Source organism: Lactovum miscens (genome assembly GCF_014202895.1).
GTDB lineage: Bacteria > Bacillota > Bacilli > Lactobacillales > Streptococcaceae > Lactovum > Lactovum miscens.
This window is the reverse complement of sequence record NZ_JACHHV010000002.1, coordinates 24,607-43,372: the sequence shown is the minus strand read 5'-3', so window position 1 is coordinate 43,372 and position 18,766 is coordinate 24,607. Positions and strand designations below refer to the sequence as shown.

The window sequence follows — 18,766 nt, the reverse complement described above, 5'->3', positions numbered from 1 at the left end:
AAGATGGAAGCAGGAAAACTCTCAGCTCAAGAAATTATTCAATTTATTGGAAATTCAGAAAAGAAGACTTTCACCAAAGTTTATTTGCGAAACAGATTTACTAAAACAATTCCAGAAGGAATTGAAATTTGGCAGGAAAATAGTTTATTGACAGGCGACTGGAAGCATCTTGAAGGATTTTTAATAGAGAATAACCTTAAAGAAGGTGGGGACTATTTTGTAGAATTTCAGGGACGTAATTCTGCTGTACCTTTACTGGATAGCCGTAATATTAACGCACGAATTGAACCTGGCGCAATTATCCGAGATCAGGTCAAAATAGGTGATGGAGCCGTAATTATGATGGGTGCAATTATCAATATTGGTGCAGAAATTGGTCAGGATACAATGATTGATATGGGTGCAGTGCTTGGAGGTCGCGCGACTGTTGGCAAGCACGCGCATATTGGAGCAGGTGCAGTCCTCGCTGGGGTAATCGAACCAGCCAGCGCAGAGCCCGTCAGAATTGGCGATAATGTTTTGGTCGGTGCAAATGCCGTAATAATTGAAGGGGTTCAAGTTGGTGATGGATCAGTTGTAGCGGCTGGCGCAATTGTAACCAAAGATGTTCCAGAAAATGTCGTCGTAGCAGGAGTTCCAGCCAGAGTTATTAAAAAGATTGATAAGCAGACCTTGCAAAAAACCGCCTTGGAAGATGCTTTGCGTAATTTGTAAAAAGTTAAATAGAAAATATGAATGAAGATTTAAGTTATTAGAAGTAGTGGGAAGAAGAATGAATTTAGCAATTGTAGGCGCCACAGGTTTGGTGGGCAGAACCTTTATTAAGATTATTGAAGAACGAAATTTTCCATATGAAGATTTGAAGTTACTTGCTTCATCTCGTTCGGCTGGAAAAAAAGTAACAGTTAATGATATTGAATATATGATAGAAGAGTTGAATGAACACTCTTTTGATGATGTTGATCTTGCTCTATTTAGTGCTGGGGGGGAGATTTCCAAGAAGTTTGCACCGATTGCTCGTGAACATGGTGCGACAGTTGTTGATAATTCCAGTGCTTGGAGAGAAGATCCAACCATTGGTTTGGTTATACCTGAAATTAATCAGGGTGACGCAAGTATGAATAAGATTATTGCTAACCCTAATTGTTCCACCATTCAATCTGTTTTACCACTCTATGCATTGCAGAAAAAATACGGTCTTAAACAAATTACTTACACAACTTTTCAGGCAGTTTCAGGTGCTGGACAAAGAGGTGTGGATGATTTGAGACGAACTAAAAATGGAGAAGCGCCTCAATATTTTCCTCATAACATTTCAAAAACGGCAATTCCAGAGATCGATGTTTTTCTTGAAAATGGCTATACAAAAGAGGAAATGAAAATGGTTAATGAGACCCGAAAAATTCTTCATCAAGAGGACTTAGCTATTTCTGCTACTTGTGTTCGGGTACCTGTGGAAAATTCTCATGGTGTGAGTATCCAAGTGACACTAGAAAAGGACTTCACACTTGAAGGAGTTCGCGAAGCCTTTCAGAATCAGGAGGGTCTGGTTTTTGTAGATGATGGTCCACATCATCTTTATCCAACTTCTGAATTATCTAACGGTGTGGATGATGTTTTCGTAGGACGTCTTAGAAAAGATTTATCTAGAGAAAATAGTTTGCTCTTTTATTGTACAGGAGACAATATTCGAAAAGGTGCGGCTCTTAATGCAGTTCAGATTGCAGAGAAGCTACTTAAGAAATAAACATAGATAACGATCATTAAATTTAGAGGAAAATCCAATGTTAACAGTTGCAAAATTTGGTGGCTCAAGTCTTTCCAGTCGTCAACAATTTGAAAAGGTCAAAACTATTATAAATAGTGACCTCAATCGTCGCGTGGTTGTAGTTTCAGCAATTGGAAGAAAAGAAAAGTCAGATGATAAAGTGACAGACTTACTTTATCTGATTTCAGCTCACATAGAACATAGAGTTTCGTATGAAGAATTATGGGAAAATTTTTCACAACGTTTTCGTGATTTGAAATCAGAGTTAGGATTGACTTATGACATAGAATTAGCTCTCCAAGAATTGAGAGCAGAAATTGAGAGTGAAAATCTTCCTGAAGACTATTTAGTGAGTCGAGGAGAGAATTTTACTGCCAATTTAATGGCAGATTATTTATCTTTTGAATTTGTTGACGCGGCAGAAGTGATTATTTTTAACTCTCAGGGAGAAATTGATCTTGAGGCTTCAGGTCATCACTTGTTAGAGCGACTTGATCCAACAAAAAAATATGTAATTCCAGGTTTTTATGGTGCCTTTGAAAATGGCACAATAAGACTGATGAGTCGCGGGGGCTCAGATATTACAGGAGCAATTTTGTCAAGTTGCCTTCAGGCAAACAAATATGAAAATTGGACTGATGTATCTGGTGTTTTAAAAGCAGATCCTTCAATTGTGGAAAACCCCATGAGTACTGCAGAATTAACCTATGATGAATTAAGTGAATTATCTTACATGGGAGCTAGCGTACTGCATGAAGAGACCATCTATCCAATTCGAGCCTTGGATATACCATTATTTATCAAGAATACCAATGCACCAAATGATGAGGGTTCAGTAATTTTACGCCGACATAAAAAGACGCCAGACTTAATTGCAGGTATTTCAGGTAAGAAAAATTATCTTTCAATTAATATTATCAAAGGTCAGATGTCTTCGGAAAAGGGATTTTTACAAAAAACACTAAAAATATTCCAAGACTATTCAATAAATATTGAGCACATTCCAACTGGGATCAACCAAGTTGGAATTATCCTAGAAGCCAAAGAAGTTGAAAATAAGTTGTTGTCGCTTTTAGAAAGTCTTCAAGAAGAATTAAAACCAGAGGAGCTAACAGTTAGAGAACAGATCTCTTTACTGTCAATAGTCGGTGAAGTTTTGATTAAAGATAGTCATCTCACTGAAAGAATTTTCTCTGCTTTGGCTAGAAAAAATATTGAGATTGAAATGATTGCTCAATCTCCAAGATCTCTAAACATTATATTAGGAGTTCAGGATCAATTTTATCAGGAAGCGATTCGAGTTATTTATGACGAACTCGTAAGTAAATCATTATAATAGGAAATGTATGCTCAATCAAAAAGAACTTGAAGAAATCCGTTATGCCCTGCATCAAATCCCTGAAATAGGCCTTGAGGAATTTGAAACACAAAGCCTTATTTTAAAGTGGGTCAGAGTATGGACTAAGGATCGCGAAGATGTGCAGATTAAAACTTGGAAAACTGGAATTTTGATTAAAATTTCTGGAACTGTGGGGCGGAGAACTATTGCATGGCGAACGGACATGGATGGATTACCAGTTGATGAAGAAACCGGTTTAAGTTGTTCATCACAACATGAAGGGCGAATGCACGCATGTGGGCATGATGTTCACATGACGGTAGCGCTTGGATTGCTCAAACTCGCTTTAGAACATCCTGCTGAGAATCATCGACTCTTCCTTTTTCAACCTGCAGAGGAAAATCATGGGGGGGCAAAGCTCATGTATGAAGCAGGCTGCTTTGAAGAAAAATGGTCAGTCGATGAGTTTTATGCACTGCATGTTAATCCAAATTTAAAAAGTGGAGTTATTGCAACACGCCCCTCAACGCTTTTTGCAGGGACCTGTGAAGTTCATGTAAGATTTACTGGCGAAAGTGGTCATGCAGCCTTTCCGCAAGATGCGAATGATATGTTGATTGCCTCAACTAGCTTTGTTCAAATATCACAAACCATTATCTCGAGAAATGTTAATCCGGTAGACAGTGCAGTTCTAACCTTTGGACATTTAGAAGCGGGACAAACTGCCAATGTTATCGCTGGGGATGCCAAGCTTGATGGTACAATTCGCGCTTTTATACCAGAGACATTAAAAAAGGTAAAAGACAGATTACAGGATGTAGCAGAGGGAATTGAGAAATCTTTTAACTGTAAAGTTGAAGTTAATTTTATTCAGGGAGCTTGGCTACCGGTTGTTAATGATCATGCCCTGACTGAAAAATTTATTAATTTTTGTAATGCTCGTGGAAATTTCCAAGAGATTGATGCGCTGATGACAGGTGAAGATTTTGGATATCTCCTCCAAAAGTTCCCTGGTATGATGTTTTGGCTTGGAGTAGATGGAAAATATCCATTACATCATTCCAAAATGTCACCTGATATATCAAAACTTGAAATTAGCGTTGCACTGATACACGACTGGATTTATCAAAGAGCTAATGCAAAAAAAATTGATAATTGAATAGCTCATCAATATTACGAAAAAGGGGTGTCCTAAATGATGTGCATCCCGAAAGTCATCTTTTGGCTTATCTAAAATATTTTTAAAAGGAGTTACTTATTTATAATACTAGCTTAAATTTGAATAAAAAAACGAAAAAAGCTTGATGTTGCCAAGCTTTTTTCGTTTTAGGAGTAATTTATGAAAAATTTTTAGGAGTTGTAAGTGTCGGAATCACTTACAAGATCAGTATAACTTTTTTAAATTTATTCATTATAGGACCTAAGTCCTAGATAAAATATTTTAAGATTCAAGTAAGAAAAGTTATGCTAAAATGAACTAGTATAAAGGCTATTGAAAAAGTTTTGATAATCTTAGTTTACATTTTCTGAACTTTTATTAACTAACAAAAATATTTTTATAAAAAGAAAAAGAGGCTTAGTATGAAGGATAATTCGAGAGTGGTTGCTATTACTGGAGCATCAAATGGGATGGGCTTAGAAGCAACAAAATTGTTTGCGAGCAAAGATTGGATTGTTTATGCTGGAGCACGACGGGTTGATAAGATTCCAACGGATGAGGGAATTATTCCTTTAGCTCTAGATGTAACGAATTCTGCAAGCAATCGGGCCTTTGTTGATCGAATTCTAGCAGAGCAGGGGCAAATTGATGTTTTAATTAATAATGCGGGCTATGGTGAGTATGGGCCAGCTGAAGAAATTCCAATGGCTAATATTCGTAAGCAATTTGAAACGAATTTCTTTGGTGCTGTTGAATTGACACAACTAATTTTACCAACTATGCGTTCAAAGGGCTTTGGTCGAATTGTCAACATTTCTAGTGTTGGTGGCTATGTTTACACGCCTTTAGGCGCTTATTATCACGCTACAAAAGCTGCAATTCAACAGTGGTCAGATGTGCTTGACACAGAGGTTGCACAATTTGGCATTCATTCAGTCTGTGTGAATCCTGGTAGCACGAAGTCAGATTGGAATAGCATCGCTTTAGAAAATGCTGAGAAAAATCTTCAAGCGGATTCGCCCTATGCACCACTTGTTGCAACGGTGAAAAAAGGATTTGAACGCGTTTATAAGGGAGGCCCAACTTCTGCAGAGCTGGCTCAAGACTTTTACAAGGCTGCAACGGCTTCAAAACCTGAACTTCGCTACTATCATTCAATAGGCGATCGAATGATGGTACGCGTTGCGAAGGCACATCCGAAACTTTGGCGTAAAGGACTTGATTTTGTTTTGAAACACATTTAAAATGTGTAAATAAGGTTTACAACAAGTTTACAACCATTAAATCTTTCTGTGATGACATTAAAAATACAACTTTCCTAATCGGGAGGTGTATTTTTAGTTTGTGAAAATTTTCAAGTGCAACTTTTTGAATTTCAATATTTTTATTTATTAAAAAGTCTTTATCCGTATAATTAATTATTATCCAATGTTATAAGATTGTGTTTATATACATCAATATGAAGACTGACTGATTTTAAATTTTACTCCATTAAATTAAAAGACTTGGCATAAGCCAAGTCTTTTTAGGAGTAATTTATGAAAAGTTATTTAGGAGTTGTAGGTGTCGGAATCACCTACAAGAACAAGTATAGTAGATTTCATGATAGTTATACTAAGACCTAAGTCTTAGATAAAAAGGTTTAAGTTTTAGATAAGATATGCTGATATGATTAATAGTCTGAACAAAAATCTAAAATTAAATTTGACAACTTTTAAACTAAAGGGAAAGTAATTATAAGATAGGGTTTGGCTTTCTTATTATGTTATATTTCTGAACTATCTTGAAAATGTCAATATTTTACATATTTCACACAAGAGGTAAATATTTCATAAAGATAACTGAAATAGTATTGAATAGGTTGTGTTTTTATGGTATATTCGGTTGAACAAATTTTGAAAAATGACTAAATTTCAAAGAAAGTTTTGTACAACATGATTTAAATGTATAAAAAAATATAATTAAATAAAAATTTGAAAATGGAAGAGTTGAGTATGAGTGATAATAATTTAAAAAAGCTAATGTTTATTTTTGGAACTAGGCCCGAGTTTATTAAAGTTTTTCCGGTGATTCAAGAAGCAAAAAGACGAGGTAACCCTCTTGTTATTGTGAATACGGGTCAACATAAGGAAATGTTAAATGACCTACTGGATTATTTTAAGGTTGAGATTGATTATGATCTTAAAATCATGGATCATAATTCTGGATTAGCAAATATTGTAGCCTCTTCAATCATTGGACTAGATCCAATTGTAAAGCAAGAAAAGCCAGACCTAATTTTAGTTCACGGGGATACGGCAGCAACCTTGGCAGGTGGACTTGTTGCATATTTTAATCAAATTCAACTTGCTCATATAGAAGCTGGCTTGAGAACTTATAACAAGTACTCACCTTTTCCGGAAGAGATGAACCGGCAAATGGTTGGAGTATTGGCCGATTTTCACTTTGCGCCGACAGAGTTGACAAGACAAAATCTATTAAAAGAGGGGAAAAAAGAAGAAATTATTTTTGTTGTCGGAAATAGTGCAATTGATATGTTTCAGTATACCTTGAAAGACGACTATAGCCACGAGGTTTTATCCTGGCAAGCTGATAAAGAAATGATCTTGATTACAGCACATCGAAGAGAAAACCTTAGTGAAATGGAAGAAATCTTTGAAGGAATTGCTGAAATTGCAGATGAGTTTAGTGAAACTCATAAGATCATTTATCCAATTCATCTCAATCCAGCGATTCGTGAAAAAGCACAGAAACTTTTAAGCCACCCTAACATAAAAATAATTGAACCATTAGATACGGTTAATTTTCATAATGTTATGCAACATACAAAATTAATTTTGACGGATTCCGGAGGAATACAAGAAGAAGCAGCTCAACTGGGTATACCTGTATTGGTTATGAGAGACACAACCGAGAGGCCGGAGGGAGTTGAGGCAGGTACTTTGAAACTTGTTGGCACTAAAAAAGAGAACATTGTTAAAGAAACCAGAAAATTGCTGACAGACCAAAAAGCATATGAAAGGATGACAGAAAGTAAAAATCCATATGGGGATGGAACAACTTCTGTGCAAATTATGAATATTATAAATGAACATCAAAAAAAATTATAATGCCATTGCTGTATTTAGTCTTATCTTCTTATTCTTATTTAACTTAGAACTTTTATTTAGAATTACGGGTCTTTCGTTTGCAGATAATTCCTATGCTGTGTTGTTCTTTATTATCCCATTAATTGTTGGAGCAACAACGATCGTTCGTGACAAGGAAAAGGTTCCAAAATGGATTCGAATCTTTAGTCTAATAGCACTATCGTCTTTTGCCCTTTATACTCTCAATAGCTCAATCATATCAATTGTTTATTCGAGTGGGGGGGAAGTGATGGGGATGAACCTCTCTTTATATAAGCCCTTTCTCCTTGCTCTTATTCTCGTTTTGGTTGGTTTTGCCTATTTTCTTTCAAGAAAAAGACAGTTATTACAAAATTTAGCAATTGCTCTAGCAGCCATTTGGGTTATAACTTTATTAACCTTGGCTATTATTTTAATTATTCATTACAAGACATTTACTATTACTGTGATTGATATGATGAATCCTCAATTTTTAATCTCTCCAGTAATGTCAATTGTCTATCTTGGTTTTTATAAATCAGATGAAGCTAATCGCAAAAAAATTGGTCAAAGAATCTTAGTGATGTCACTTCTCTTCATTTTGGGAAGTTTTATTTCCTATTTTGTTGCCCTTACTTTAAAAGTTAAAATCGTCCATTTAAATTTGTTTAGCTTCTTTCAAGAAAATGTTATCTATACTTTAAAAATGGATTACGGTTCTGTTTTAAGCAATTGGTTAGTGATACTGTTAGTTGTCACTCAAGTTATGGTTGTCCTATTTTCTGCGACATTCTTGATTTACAGTGAGGATTTTGAAAATAGTGAGAAGCTGAATTTCAAAAAACCGATGATCTATGGATTATTAGCCCTCATTTTTTGTGCTTTAATTCTTTACCTCTTCAATTCAACATCTGATTACTATGTTTTTACGACTACACTTTTTGGTTCATATTTTATACTACAGATTGCAGAAATCTTTCTCATCATGGGACTGGTATTTTTTATAGGATTAAAAAAATATTATAGGCAGGGGAGTAAACTCCTAATTTATATTTTCTCGACCTTTCCAATTCTTTATCTTCTACATATCAAATATATAGTTAATCGAAATAACATCTTAGGATCGGATATTGTGCAGATATTTAATATTCTCCTCGTTGTTTTTTCTGCCTTTGTCTTTTTGTTCTATACCACAGAAACTTTTTCCTTATGGTATGCCTATGGTAGAAAAAAGCGAACGAGTGATTTAAAAGATGTTGATTTAATGAAGTCTTATTACATGTACGTTCTAATTCCCTGTATGAATGAAGAATTAGTTATTCAAAATACAGTAAAGAGTCTATTAAGAAATAAATATCGCAATCTACGAGTGACTATTATTGATGATGCTAGTGAAGATAAAACTCTAGAGCAGGTATCAGCTGTTCAGGATGATCGTTTAAGTGTATTAAAACGAATCAAGCCTGAAGCTCAACAAGGAAAAGGAGAAGCTTTAAATTGGGCATTTTATCAGATTTCTGATGAAATAAAGAAAAAAGGAATTCCAGCTGATGATGTCTTGATCGCGATTATTGATGCGGATACACAGGTTGAAGAAAATTATTTTGAAAAGGTAAACCTTGCATTTAATGCAGATGAAGCTCTTACTGGACTTCAATCAAAAGTCAGAGTCATTACAAAAAACAGAGATACTGCTCAAGACTTGGAATTTTCGGAAATTATTAACGCGTCACAAGCTTTAAGAACTTTAACAAATACAGTTGCTTTTGGAGGAAATGGTCAATTTTGCAAACTTAGTACAATGCAAGGCCTCAATGAAAAGCCTTGGACAAAATCATTAGTTGAAGATTTTGACTTGTCAACGCGGCTTTTTCTGGAAGACGTGAATGTAAAAAATACACAATACGATGATATTTTTATTGAGCAAACAGGAATTTTAAATGATAACAAGGCCTTAGTTAGGCAGCGTGTCCGATGGAGTCAGGGAAATATTCAATCGTCCAAATACATTTTGCCAATTCTTAAATCAAACAAATTAGAATTAATACAAAAAATTGAGCTTCTTTTTACTCTGCTAAAGCCTTGGATCATGGGAATAGAGTATTTCATTGTATTCTTTACCTATGTTTTATTGGTTGATCTCTTTATTATAGGTGGGGTAACTTCTTCATTCAGGTCATTTATTATCATTTTTGTGATTATGGCAATTTATATTCTTCTCACAAACTTAGTTTGGGCGATTCTCTATAATCGAAAGAGAGAGGGGGGCATAAAAATTTTGAATGTGATTACGGACACCTATTACTTATGTAAGTTTATGGCTGTTTTATCTCAGATTTATCCACAATCAGCCATCCGACATTTTCGTGCACAAGAGAGCTGGAAAAAAACTGAGAGAAAATAACACATAAAAACTATCATGGATAAACAACATGATAGTTTTTATGTGCAAATAGCCAAAAATGAAGCAGGGATGCACTAGGAGTCAGACGAAAATAGTTAAAAATTATGATAAAATTAGACAAATAGGAAATTTTAGCTTGAGTAATTATATCAACATAATTGGGCTCAACTGACTATAATAAAATTGGAGATTTAAATAATGCTTACAGTATCGGATATTTCATTGATTTTCAGTGACCGGAAGCTTTTTGACGAAGTGAATATTAAGTTTACACAAGGAAATTGTTATGGCCTTATCGGCGCAAACGGCGCAGGAAAATCAACTTTCTTAAAAATTTTGGATGGAGAAATTTCTCCTTCAACAGGTCATGTATCAATGGGACCACATGAACGAATGTCAGTTCTCCGTCAGAATCAGTTCGACTATGAAGATCAGACACCGCTTGATGTAGTAATGGGAGGAAATTCTCGCTTGGCAGAGATTCGGGATGCTAAGGATGATCTTTACGCTAAGGCTGAATTCACAGAAAAAGATGGGGAACAAGCGGCCGAACTAGAGACTGAATTTGCAGAAATGGGTGGTTGGGAAGCTGAAACTGAAGCAGCTCAGTTACTTCAATCTTTAGGTATTCCTGACACTGTCCACTATGATTTAATGTCGTCTTTGACCTCAGGAGACCATGTTAAGGTTCTCTTAGCGCGTGCGCTTTTTGGGAAACCAGATGTATTGTTGCTCGATGAACCAACCAATGGTTTGGACATTCGTGCGATTGAATGGCTCCAAGAGTTCCTAATTAACTTTGAGAATACCGTTATCGTAGTTTCCCATGACCGTTATTTCCTGAATAATGTGTGTACTTATATGGCTGATCTAGACTATGGAAAAATAAAACTTTACCCTGGTAATTATGACTTCTGGAAGCAGTCTTCAGAATTGGCACTTCGCCTGCAAGCGGATCAGAATCGCAAGGCAGAGGAGAAGATCAATGATTTAAAAGAATTCATTGCCCGATTCTCGGCAAATGCTTCTAAATCAAAGCAAGCAACCTCACGTAAGAAGATGTTGGATAAAATTGAAGTTGAAGCCTTTGTGCCATCATCACGTAAGTATCCATTTATTAACTTTGAGCAAGACCGCGAAGTCGGGAACGATCTACTCCGTGTGGATAAATTGTCAGTCAAGATTGAAGGGGAAACAATTATTGATAATGTTTCTTTCATTCTGAATCCTGGTGATAAAACTGTTGTGATTGGACAAAACGATATTCAACAAACGGCTCTACTTCGTGCGGTAGTTGGTGATATTTCAGAAAATATGGTAGTGACTGGCGAAATTAAATGGGGTGTTACAACATCACAAAGTTATCTTCCGAAGGATAATTCAAAAGACTTTGATAGTGAAGATTCCATCCTTGATTGGCTTCGTCAATTTGTCAAGACAAGAGAAGAAGACGATAACACATATCTTCGTGGGTTTCTAGGACGTATGCTTTTCCGTGGTGAGGAATCTTTGAAATCTGTCAAAGTTCTTTCAGGTGGTGAAAAAGTTCGTGTGATGCTATCTAAGATGATGCTGCTCCGTGCCAATGCTTTGGTTCTTGACGATCCAACGAACCATCTGGATTTGGAATCAATCTCTTCACTTAATGATGGTTTAACGAACTTTAAAGGTTCAATTCTTTTTAGCACGCACGATCACGAGTTTATTTCAACAATTGCCAATCATATTATTGTACTAGGTAAAGAGGGATGTATTGATCGTGTGAATGAAAACTATGATGATTTCTTAGCAAATACTGAGGTCCAGAAAAAAGTTGCTGAACTTTGGGAGAAGTAATTATTTTTTATCAAAAGAAAGTCTTTTGGGTTATAAAAAAACAAGTTATAACTTGTTTTTTTATTTTTGGAAGCTTGAGTACTGGGTATTATAATCTTGAATATACTGTGAATTTATTGAGGGTTATAACCTGTGATAAGATGAATTTTGGTTTGGTACTTTTTTAAAAGAAAGAGATAAAACTATAGTGAATAAGAGGAAGTTATAAGCAGGTACAAGTGATTTTTCAAAATTGATTTGGTTAGCCATAAATCAAGAGAATATATAATTTTGAATAGTCAGATAGGTCAAAAGTCGGATTGCCATTTTTATTGTATGCGCTATAATTAAACTATGGATAAAGAAATTATGCTACCTCGTTTCCCTCAGGATGAATTTGATAAATTAAAATTGGCTCTAGTCAAATATAACTGCGCTCTTGCCATAGTTATGACAAAATTGAATAATCTGGATGCATATTACCATAGAGACGGTGGGATTTCGCCGATTGATCATCTTATGCAACGAATTAAGTCGCCTGAATCAATTGCCGCAAAATTGCTTAAAAAGGATTTACCTTTGACAGCTGAAGAGGCTCAAAAGAAATTAAAGGATATTGCTGGAGTGAGGATCATCTGTTCTTATGCGAAGAATATTTATGAACTTGCCGAGGTCTTGCGGGCACAGGATGACTTCAATGTAGTCAGCGAAAAGGATTATTTGACAGAGCCAAAGCAAAGTGGTTATCGTTCTTATCACATGATTATGGAAGTGAAGTTGGGTGGGCTTTTTGGCGATGAGGTTTGCCTTGTTGAGATTCAACTTCGAACAGCAGCTATGGATTTTTGGGCCCAGCTTGAACATAAGGTGCGTTATAAGTATGGGGGCGACATGCCTCAACACTTGTCGGATGAATTACAGAATTGCGCAGAGCAGATTCACATTCTAGATGATCGGATGTACTTGATTCATGAAATTGTTGAGATGATCAATGATCCAGCAATAGCTGAAAAAAATTGATTTTTTAAAAAGTTACTATGTTTAATTATGATTAATTGGAAAGATGAGTTCATAAATGAAAAACTCATAAAATGCATATGACATTTATAAGTTCTGCTATAATTTGATTAATGAATTTAACAGACTCCATACAATACCTAAAAGGTGTTGGTCCAAAGTCCTTTGAGAATTATAAAAAGCTTGGGATTTTTACAGTAGAGGATTTACTACTTTATTTTCCATTCCGCTATGAAGACATAGCTGGGCGCAATGTGGTAGATTTATTGGATGGCGAAAAGGCAACGATTGTTGCTGAAATTGTGACTCCAGCAAATCTTAGCTATTTTGGAGCCCGACGTTCCCGATTGACTTTTAAAGCTAAGCAGGATAATTCAGTTTTTGGTGTATCTTTCTTTAATCAGCCTTATCTTAAGGATAAGTTGGAGGTAGGTTCAAAAGTTGGGCTTTATGGAAAATGGGACAGCAAGAAACAGCAATTACTTGGTTTGAAAGTTCTCTCCTCGGTTGAAGGCGAGCATGGGGTTATTGCGACGGATGCAGATTTTCAGCCAATTTATCATGTCATGCAAGGAGTTAAGCAGTCTAGCTTAGTTAGGTTGATTCAAACAGCTTTTGAAGGTGGTGCCTTAGAACTTTTACAAGAAAATCTCCCGCAAGAACTTTTACGAAAATATCGTCTTATAAGCCGTCAACAAGCCGTGAAGGCAATGCATTTTCCGGTAGATTTAAACGAGCACAAGCAAGCACTAAGGCGAGAAAAATTTGAAGAACTTTTTATTTTTCAGCTTCGGCTGCAAGCTTTGAAGGATCAAGAAAAATCTGGTCGAGAAGGCTTATTGGTTACTTATGATAAGGAAAAAGTGGTGGCTAAGGAAAGTGAGCTTCCGTTTGAACTGACCTCTGCCCAAAAATTTGCTCTACAAGAAATTTTGGCTGATATGATAAGTAAGACACACATGAATCGTTTACTGCAAGGCGATGTCGGGTCTGGAAAAACAGTAGTTGCGGAACTATCAATGTATGCAGCATATACAGCAGGATTCCAATCTGCCTTGATGGTCCCAACAGAAATTTTAGCTAGACAGCATTTTGCAAATTTGACATTGTTATTCCCAGAACTTCAGGTTTCTTTATTGGTGAGTGCAATAAAGGCCTCTGAAAGACGAGAAATTTTAGAAGATTTAGCAACTGGACATACAAACATGGTTGTAGGAACTCATGCCTTGATCCAAGATGGTGTTGAATTTGACAATCTTGGCTTAGTGATTACTGACGAGCAACATCGCTTTGGTGTCAACCAACGAAAAATTTTGCGTGAAAAGGGTCAAAATCCAGATGTGTTGATGATGACGGCGACTCCTATTCCAAGGACCCTGGCAATTACTGCTTTTGGTGATATGGACGTATCAGTTATCGATGAGTTACCAGCCGGTCGTAAGCCAATCACAACGCGATGGGTAAAACATCAGCAAATTGATGAAGTTTTGAAGTGGGTAAGGACAGAAATATTAAAAGAGAAAGCACAAATTTACGTCATTTCTCCTTTAATTGAAGAATCTGAAGCCTTAGATTTGAAGAATGCTCAAGATCTGTATGAGGAACTTTCTGACTATTTTAAAGCGGATGCTCGGATTGGTCTTCTACATGGGCAAATGAAAGCTGATGAAAAAGAAGAACGCATGGCAATGTTTAAAGCTGGAAAGCTTGACTTGTTGGTATCTACAACGGTAATTGAAGTGGGAGTAGATGTTCAAAACGCAACCATTATGATAATTATGGATGCCGATCGCTTTGGACTTTCTCAACTGCACCAGCTCCGTGGGCGGGTAGGCCGGGGACAGAAGAAATCCTACTGTATTCTAGTGGCTAACCCTAAGTCCGAGTCTGGAAAACAACGAATGCAAATCATGGTGGATACGACAGACGGATTTAAAATCGCAGAAGAAGACCTAAAAATGAGAGGCTCGGGTGAAGTCTTTGGCATTAGACAGTCAGGAATTCCAGAATTTACAGTGGCTGATTTGGTCAATGATTATAATATTTTAGAAGTTGCACGTGAAGAAGCCATAAAGATTTTTGCAGATTCAGATGGGAATTTTGAGAACTATCTGTCAAGTTTTAATTTTTCAGATTCAGATTTTGATTAGGTAAAAAAAAGCCATTCACTTTTGAACGGCTTTTTCTTATTTACCAAGGCAAAACTGAGTAAAAAGTTGAGTAATTAATTCATCTGGGGCATTGTCACCAATGATTTCTCCAAGATTTTCCCAAGCCTCACGGACATTAACTTGAGCAAGATCAACTGGCATAGACATGACGAGTGCATCCTCTGCTTCACTAAGATTCTGAAGGGCTTGCTCAACGAGAGCAATATGTCGAGAGTTAGAAAGTGTTGTCGCATCTTGTGCCACAATTTCTCCTGAGAAGAAGATTTTGTTAATTGCTCCTTCAACAGAATCAAGGTTTTCATTTCTAAGGGCTGAAATCTTGATGAAATCTCCAGGTAGATCATGCTCATCCAATTTTTGGGGAAGATCTGTTTTATTTAATAAAATGATGCGCGTACTTGAAGAGGATATTTCAATTAGTTGTTTATCTTGATCAGTTAGCTCTTCAGAGGCATTTAAAACCAGAAGGACCAAATCTGCTTCCGCCATGGCTTTCATAGAACGTTCAACACCGATTGATTCAACTAAGTTATCTGTTTCACGAATTCCTGCTGTATCTATTAGCTCAAGCGGAACACCGCCAATATTAACAAACTCAGTAATTATATCACGGGTAGTTCCAGCAATATCAGTGACAATAGCTTTTTCTTCACGTATAAGTTGGTTTAACAAGGAAGATTTGCCAACGTTTGGTCGACCGATAATAGCTGTCTTTAAACCTTCACGCAAGATCTTTCCTCGTTTGGCGGTGGATAAAAGCCCACTAAGTAAAACCTGGAAATGCTTGACTTTGTCTAAAAGGACAGAGCTTGTTATATCTTCTGCATCATCGTATTCAGGATAGTCAATATTGACTTCTACCTCTGCCAAAGATACAAGAATTTCTTGACGGATATCTTTTATTAGATTTGAAAGACTACCTTCAAGTTGCTTTACTGCAATAGAGGCAGCTTTATCTGTTTTAGCACGGATGATATCCATTACCGATTCGGCTTGCGCAAGGTCAATACGTCCATTTAAAAAAGCACGCTTCGTGAACTCGCCTGGTTCGGCTAAGCGGGCTCCAGAGCGAAGTAAAGTTTGTAGTATTTCTTGAGTCACGGCAATACCGCCATGCGTATTAATTTCGACTACGTCTTCACGAGTGAAAGTTTTTGGTGCTCTCATGAGAGTAAGCATTACTTCATCAACAAGTTCACCATTATCGACGATATGTCCATAATTAATTGTGTGTGAAACCACATTTTCTAAATTTTTTCCACGGAAAATTTGATTTGCAATCTTAACAGCGTCGCTGCCAGATAAGCGTACAATTGAAATTGCCCCTTCACCAAGCGGTGTTGAAATTGCCGCTATGGTATCGAATTCTTGTGTTAATGTCATAGTATATCTTTCTATATCTTGTAAATCCTTGTTATTAAAGGATTTGTGATCTCTTTAAATTTTAAAAATAAGATTAGCGCTTGCATTTGCCATTCTTGAAATATCATTGTGCCCAAATCCTCTTGAACATCTTTGATGTAATAACCACTTTCAAAAGGTAAAATGACATGAATGTTTCTAAATCAGAGGAGTGTTATTTTATGGTAAATAATAATTATTGGCTTTATTTGTGCTGGTTGTCAGTTCCTGAAAATTTAAAATGTTCCAAAATCAGATAAAAGAACTCTTCAATAAATTTTTGTTTTAGGAGCTTTATTTTTCATCAATTGTCAAAGAATTGTTAATATTGAACTCCATTGTGAGTAGGATAAGATTTTTCCATACTTACGATTTTCGCATACAATAAACGATAAAAACTGAAAGATAACAAGTTGTTGTAAATCAGAATTATGCTTTTTCGAGATAATGTCTAACAAAAAATGAAGTTGTTCAATATTCTAAAAACTATGTAAGCTCTTGTGAGGACCTTCCTTTGGTAATTAAATATCTTCATGGGATTATTGAGAGTTAGTTTTACTTTGTACTGCGAAATGTAAAACCTTGTCAGAAATAAAACGTAAATACTTAAAACCTAAGATTTTCATGCTACTGATTCATATTTTTTGATACTGTAAAAAATTTTTATATTTAATAAGAGTTTCTCAGCAGAGGTAAAATAATAGTTTATAACTCATTATACTAACTCATACTCGTATATAAATATTATAGAACTGGACTATCATTAGCTTTGATGAGTTCTTCAATATTATTCCGGAGTTCCTCAGCATATGCAAGGAGAACACTTCTATTGTGCTCTTTTCTAGGGCAGATTATTTGAAAAATATTATGATTTATTTGCTTGTATAAAGTAAGATTATCCTGGAGTGTATAAATTTCATGGTCACTAATTTCGGATTCATCTTTTGAACGTTCTGATATTAGTCCAATTACTTCTAAAGTATTTATAAAACTTTTATTAAATTCGTCATAAGCCTCTTTATAAAGGACCATTGCCTTACCGGCAAGAGAATCAGTTTCTTGGAGAAACCATATTTCCTTAGATAAATCATTTTTTCCTGTTAAGAGATACTGAACAGAAGTGCAACCTAGCATGGCAATGCTTTCAAGCCTCTTTTTATTTGGAGTAACAAATTTATTTTCCCAGTTCCAGATGATACTCTTTGTAGCAGGAGGAGATACACAACGCCCGAACTCTTCAAGGGTCAATTGTAATTCTTCACGAATTTGTCTAATTCGCCCTGCAAGCCCATTGTTAGATATCTGTTTTAGATTTTCTTCATTAGTGTTCATTATAGACTTCTTGAGATAAATGTTTGGGTCAGTTTCATTTGACAATATGGACTCTCTCCTCCATAGTTTTTAATTTATTATATCAAAGAGTTCTATAAAAACAGCTACTTTTGATGTATTAAAAAGTAAGTAAAATAATATGGTCAATTTTGCAAATTGCAATTATAAGTTAGCCAGTTTTAATATCTGGTTCGAATTTTTATAATTAAACATTTTTCTTGAGTAAGAATTAATTCAACCTTCAACAAAACTCACAAATTCTTTTTTGGTTGTTCGTGTCTATTTAGGCAATAACCGTCGGATCATCTGATTATGGTTTTCATTGCTTCCACACTCAAAGCTTGTACAAGCATGACAATAGTAAACTGGACACCTCACCATTTCATGAAGGCGTGCAAATTCACGACCATTTTCTGAAGTGATGGATTTGAACTTAACTTTTCTTTGAAGTGTTAAAAGTGCCGTGTTGAGGGAGTGAGCAAACTTACCTGAAATCAAACGAAACAACTCTGAACGTGTCCTTTTTGTAAGTATTCCCTTCGCTTTCGTCATAAGGACGGTATCAATCTGTAATGTCCAAATTTTTCACCTTTTTGTAGTGGAAATAAAGTAAATCATGATAGTTTACATTCTTTACATCCAGACGACCTACTCCAATCCAGTGCAGTGGTAGAGCGTACGTAAACAGACAGGATGAGAAAACTTATGAGAAAGAGAATTTCAAGTGATAATTTTTCTCAGATGCCCCTTTGAAATCAGATCATTTAAAACCTTTGTGAGCTTTAAAAGACATCCACAGTGCCTTCAAGCTTGAGCTACCTCAGCAGAATATTTATCTTTATCTTCAATTGAACCCATGTTTGCTTGAAGTCATAATGAATCATTTGTGTTACCTTCCCTAAAAATCGTGCAATCCCGTTCCCACTTCGGTCTTCTCTATTGCACCTTCCATCTTTCAATCAATGTTAAATGTTTATCTCTTGTGTTAGGATGATCTTGCATCTGAATCCTTTTCTACTTTGTTTTTCCAAATTCAAGTATAAAAGTTTCAGGTGGCTAACTTAATTTTACAATTTGCTGTTAGAAATAAATGTTAAAAAACAAAATGAATCTTCCATCAAACGAAGGTTTTTTCGATGGAAGATATTGAAATGCGCATTTCTAATCATCTACTCGATCTATCTAAATTATCTGGAAGTCTCTATGTTGAATTTTCAAGGAAATTTAAAGATTTTGCGTCCTTCATTAGTAAA

Annotated in this window: 12 protein-coding genes and 1 pseudogene; 10 read left to right on the top strand and 3 right to left on the bottom strand. The window is 35.7% G+C overall.

The window, feature by feature from the left end:
• Positions 1–3 precede the first annotated feature (3 nt).
• From dapD to recG, 10 genes and pseudogenes are all read left to right on the top strand, one after another.
• A complete protein-coding gene (gene dapD / locus HNQ37_RS00930) occupies positions 4–714 on the top strand; it encodes a 2,3,4,5-tetrahydropyridine-2,6-dicarboxylate N-acetyltransferase (RefSeq protein ID WP_183538400.1) in 711 nt (236 codons plus the stop codon).
• A 58-nt stretch (positions 715–772) separates the two neighbouring features.
• The gene (locus HNQ37_RS00925; protein WP_183538398.1) at positions 773–1,747 is read left to right on the top strand and encodes an aspartate-semialdehyde dehydrogenase; all 975 of its coding nucleotides are present in this window, start codon (positions 773–775) and stop codon (positions 1,745–1,747) included.
• 37 nt (positions 1,748–1,784) lie between these two features.
• Positions 1,785–3,104 carry an aspartate kinase gene (locus tag HNQ37_RS00920; protein WP_183538396.1) on the top strand — a complete coding sequence of 440 codons (1,320 nt, stop codon included), beginning with the start codon at positions 1,785–1,787 and terminating at the stop codon, positions 3,102–3,104.
• 10 nt (positions 3,105–3,114) lie between these two features.
• Complete coding sequence (locus tag HNQ37_RS00915; RefSeq protein WP_183538394.1) at positions 3,115–4,266, top strand: N-acetyldiaminopimelate deacetylase; 1,152 nt, start codon at positions 3,115–3,117, stop codon at positions 4,264–4,266.
• 422 nt (positions 4,267–4,688) lie between these two features.
• Positions 4,689–5,510, top strand: a complete 822-nt coding sequence (locus tag HNQ37_RS00910) for an SDR family NAD(P)-dependent oxidoreductase (protein WP_183538392.1) — start codon at positions 4,689–4,691, stop codon at positions 5,508–5,510.
• Between the two features lie 750 nt (positions 5,511–6,260).
• Positions 6,261–7,376 (top strand): non-hydrolyzing UDP-N-acetylglucosamine 2-epimerase, encoded by a 1,116-nt coding sequence (gene wecB, locus HNQ37_RS00905; RefSeq protein ID WP_183538390.1) that lies wholly within the window; start codon positions 6,261–6,263, stop codon positions 7,374–7,376.
• A complete protein-coding gene (locus tag HNQ37_RS00900) occupies positions 7,354–9,777 on the top strand; it encodes a glycosyltransferase family 2 protein (RefSeq protein WP_246415544.1) in 2,424 nt (807 codons plus the stop codon). The genes wecB and HNQ37_RS00900 overlap by 23 nt, the downstream gene beginning before the upstream one ends.
• Before the next feature lie 198 nt (positions 9,778–9,975).
• On the top strand, positions 9,976–11,613 hold the full coding sequence (locus tag HNQ37_RS00895; protein WP_183538388.1) for an ABC-F family ATP-binding cassette domain-containing protein: 1,638 nt from the start codon (positions 9,976–9,978) through the stop codon (positions 11,611–11,613).
• A 333-nt stretch (positions 11,614–11,946) separates the two neighbouring features.
• On the top strand, positions 11,947–12,612 hold the full coding sequence (locus HNQ37_RS00890) for a GTP pyrophosphokinase (protein ID WP_183538386.1): 666 nt from the start codon (positions 11,947–11,949) through the stop codon (positions 12,610–12,612).
• 110 nt (positions 12,613–12,722) lie between these two features.
• Positions 12,723–14,702 (top strand): annotated as a pseudogene (recG, locus tag HNQ37_RS00885) (ATP-dependent DNA helicase RecG); the annotation flags it as partial.
• Between the two features lie 93 nt (positions 14,703–14,795).
• Here recG and mnmE read toward each other — a convergent pair.
• From mnmE to HNQ37_RS00870, 3 genes are all read right to left on the bottom strand, one after another.
• Positions 14,796–16,163 carry a tRNA uridine-5-carboxymethylaminomethyl(34) synthesis GTPase MnmE gene (gene mnmE / locus HNQ37_RS00880; protein WP_183538382.1) on the bottom strand — a complete coding sequence of 456 codons (1,368 nt, stop codon included), beginning with the start codon at positions 16,161–16,163 and terminating at the stop codon, positions 14,796–14,798.
• Between the two features lie 762 nt (positions 16,164–16,925).
• Positions 16,926–17,513: a helix-turn-helix domain-containing protein gene (locus HNQ37_RS00875; protein WP_183538380.1), complete on the bottom strand. Its 588-nt coding sequence runs from the start codon at positions 17,511–17,513 to the stop codon at positions 16,926–16,928.
• Positions 17,514–17,792: 279 nt separating this feature from the next.
• Positions 17,793–18,020, bottom strand: a complete 228-nt coding sequence (locus HNQ37_RS00870) for a hypothetical protein (protein WP_183538378.1) — start codon at positions 18,018–18,020, stop codon at positions 17,793–17,795.
• Positions 18,021–18,766: the final 746 nt, after the last annotated feature.

Coding starts and splice junctions, on each gene's coding strand:
- HNQ37_RS00915 (WP_183538394.1), top strand. CDS start 3,115: ATGCTCAATCAAAAAGAACTTGAAGAAATCCGTTATGCCCTGCATCAA.
- mnmE (WP_183538382.1), bottom strand. CDS start 16,163: ATGACATTAACACAAGAATTCGATACCATAGCGGCAATTTCAACACCG.
- HNQ37_RS00895 (WP_183538388.1), top strand. CDS start 9,976: ATGCTTACAGTATCGGATATTTCATTGATTTTCAGTGACCGGAAGCTT.
- HNQ37_RS00910 (WP_183538392.1), top strand. CDS start 4,689: ATGAAGGATAATTCGAGAGTGGTTGCTATTACTGGAGCATCAAATGGG.
- wecB (WP_183538390.1), top strand. CDS start 6,261: ATGAGTGATAATAATTTAAAAAAGCTAATGTTTATTTTTGGAACTAGG.
- dapD (WP_183538400.1), top strand. CDS start 4: ATGGAAGCAGGAAAACTCTCAGCTCAAGAAATTATTCAATTTATTGGA.
- HNQ37_RS00920 (WP_183538396.1), top strand. CDS start 1,785: ATGTTAACAGTTGCAAAATTTGGTGGCTCAAGTCTTTCCAGTCGTCAA.
- HNQ37_RS00900 (WP_246415544.1), top strand. CDS start 7,354: ATGAACATCAAAAAAAATTATAATGCCATTGCTGTATTTAGTCTTATC.
- HNQ37_RS00925 (WP_183538398.1), top strand. CDS start 773: ATGAATTTAGCAATTGTAGGCGCCACAGGTTTGGTGGGCAGAACCTTT.
- HNQ37_RS00875 (WP_183538380.1), bottom strand. CDS start 17,513: ATGAACACTAATGAAGAAAATCTAAAACAGATATCTAACAATGGGCTT.
- HNQ37_RS00890 (WP_183538386.1), top strand. CDS start 11,947: ATGGATAAAGAAATTATGCTACCTCGTTTCCCTCAGGATGAATTTGAT.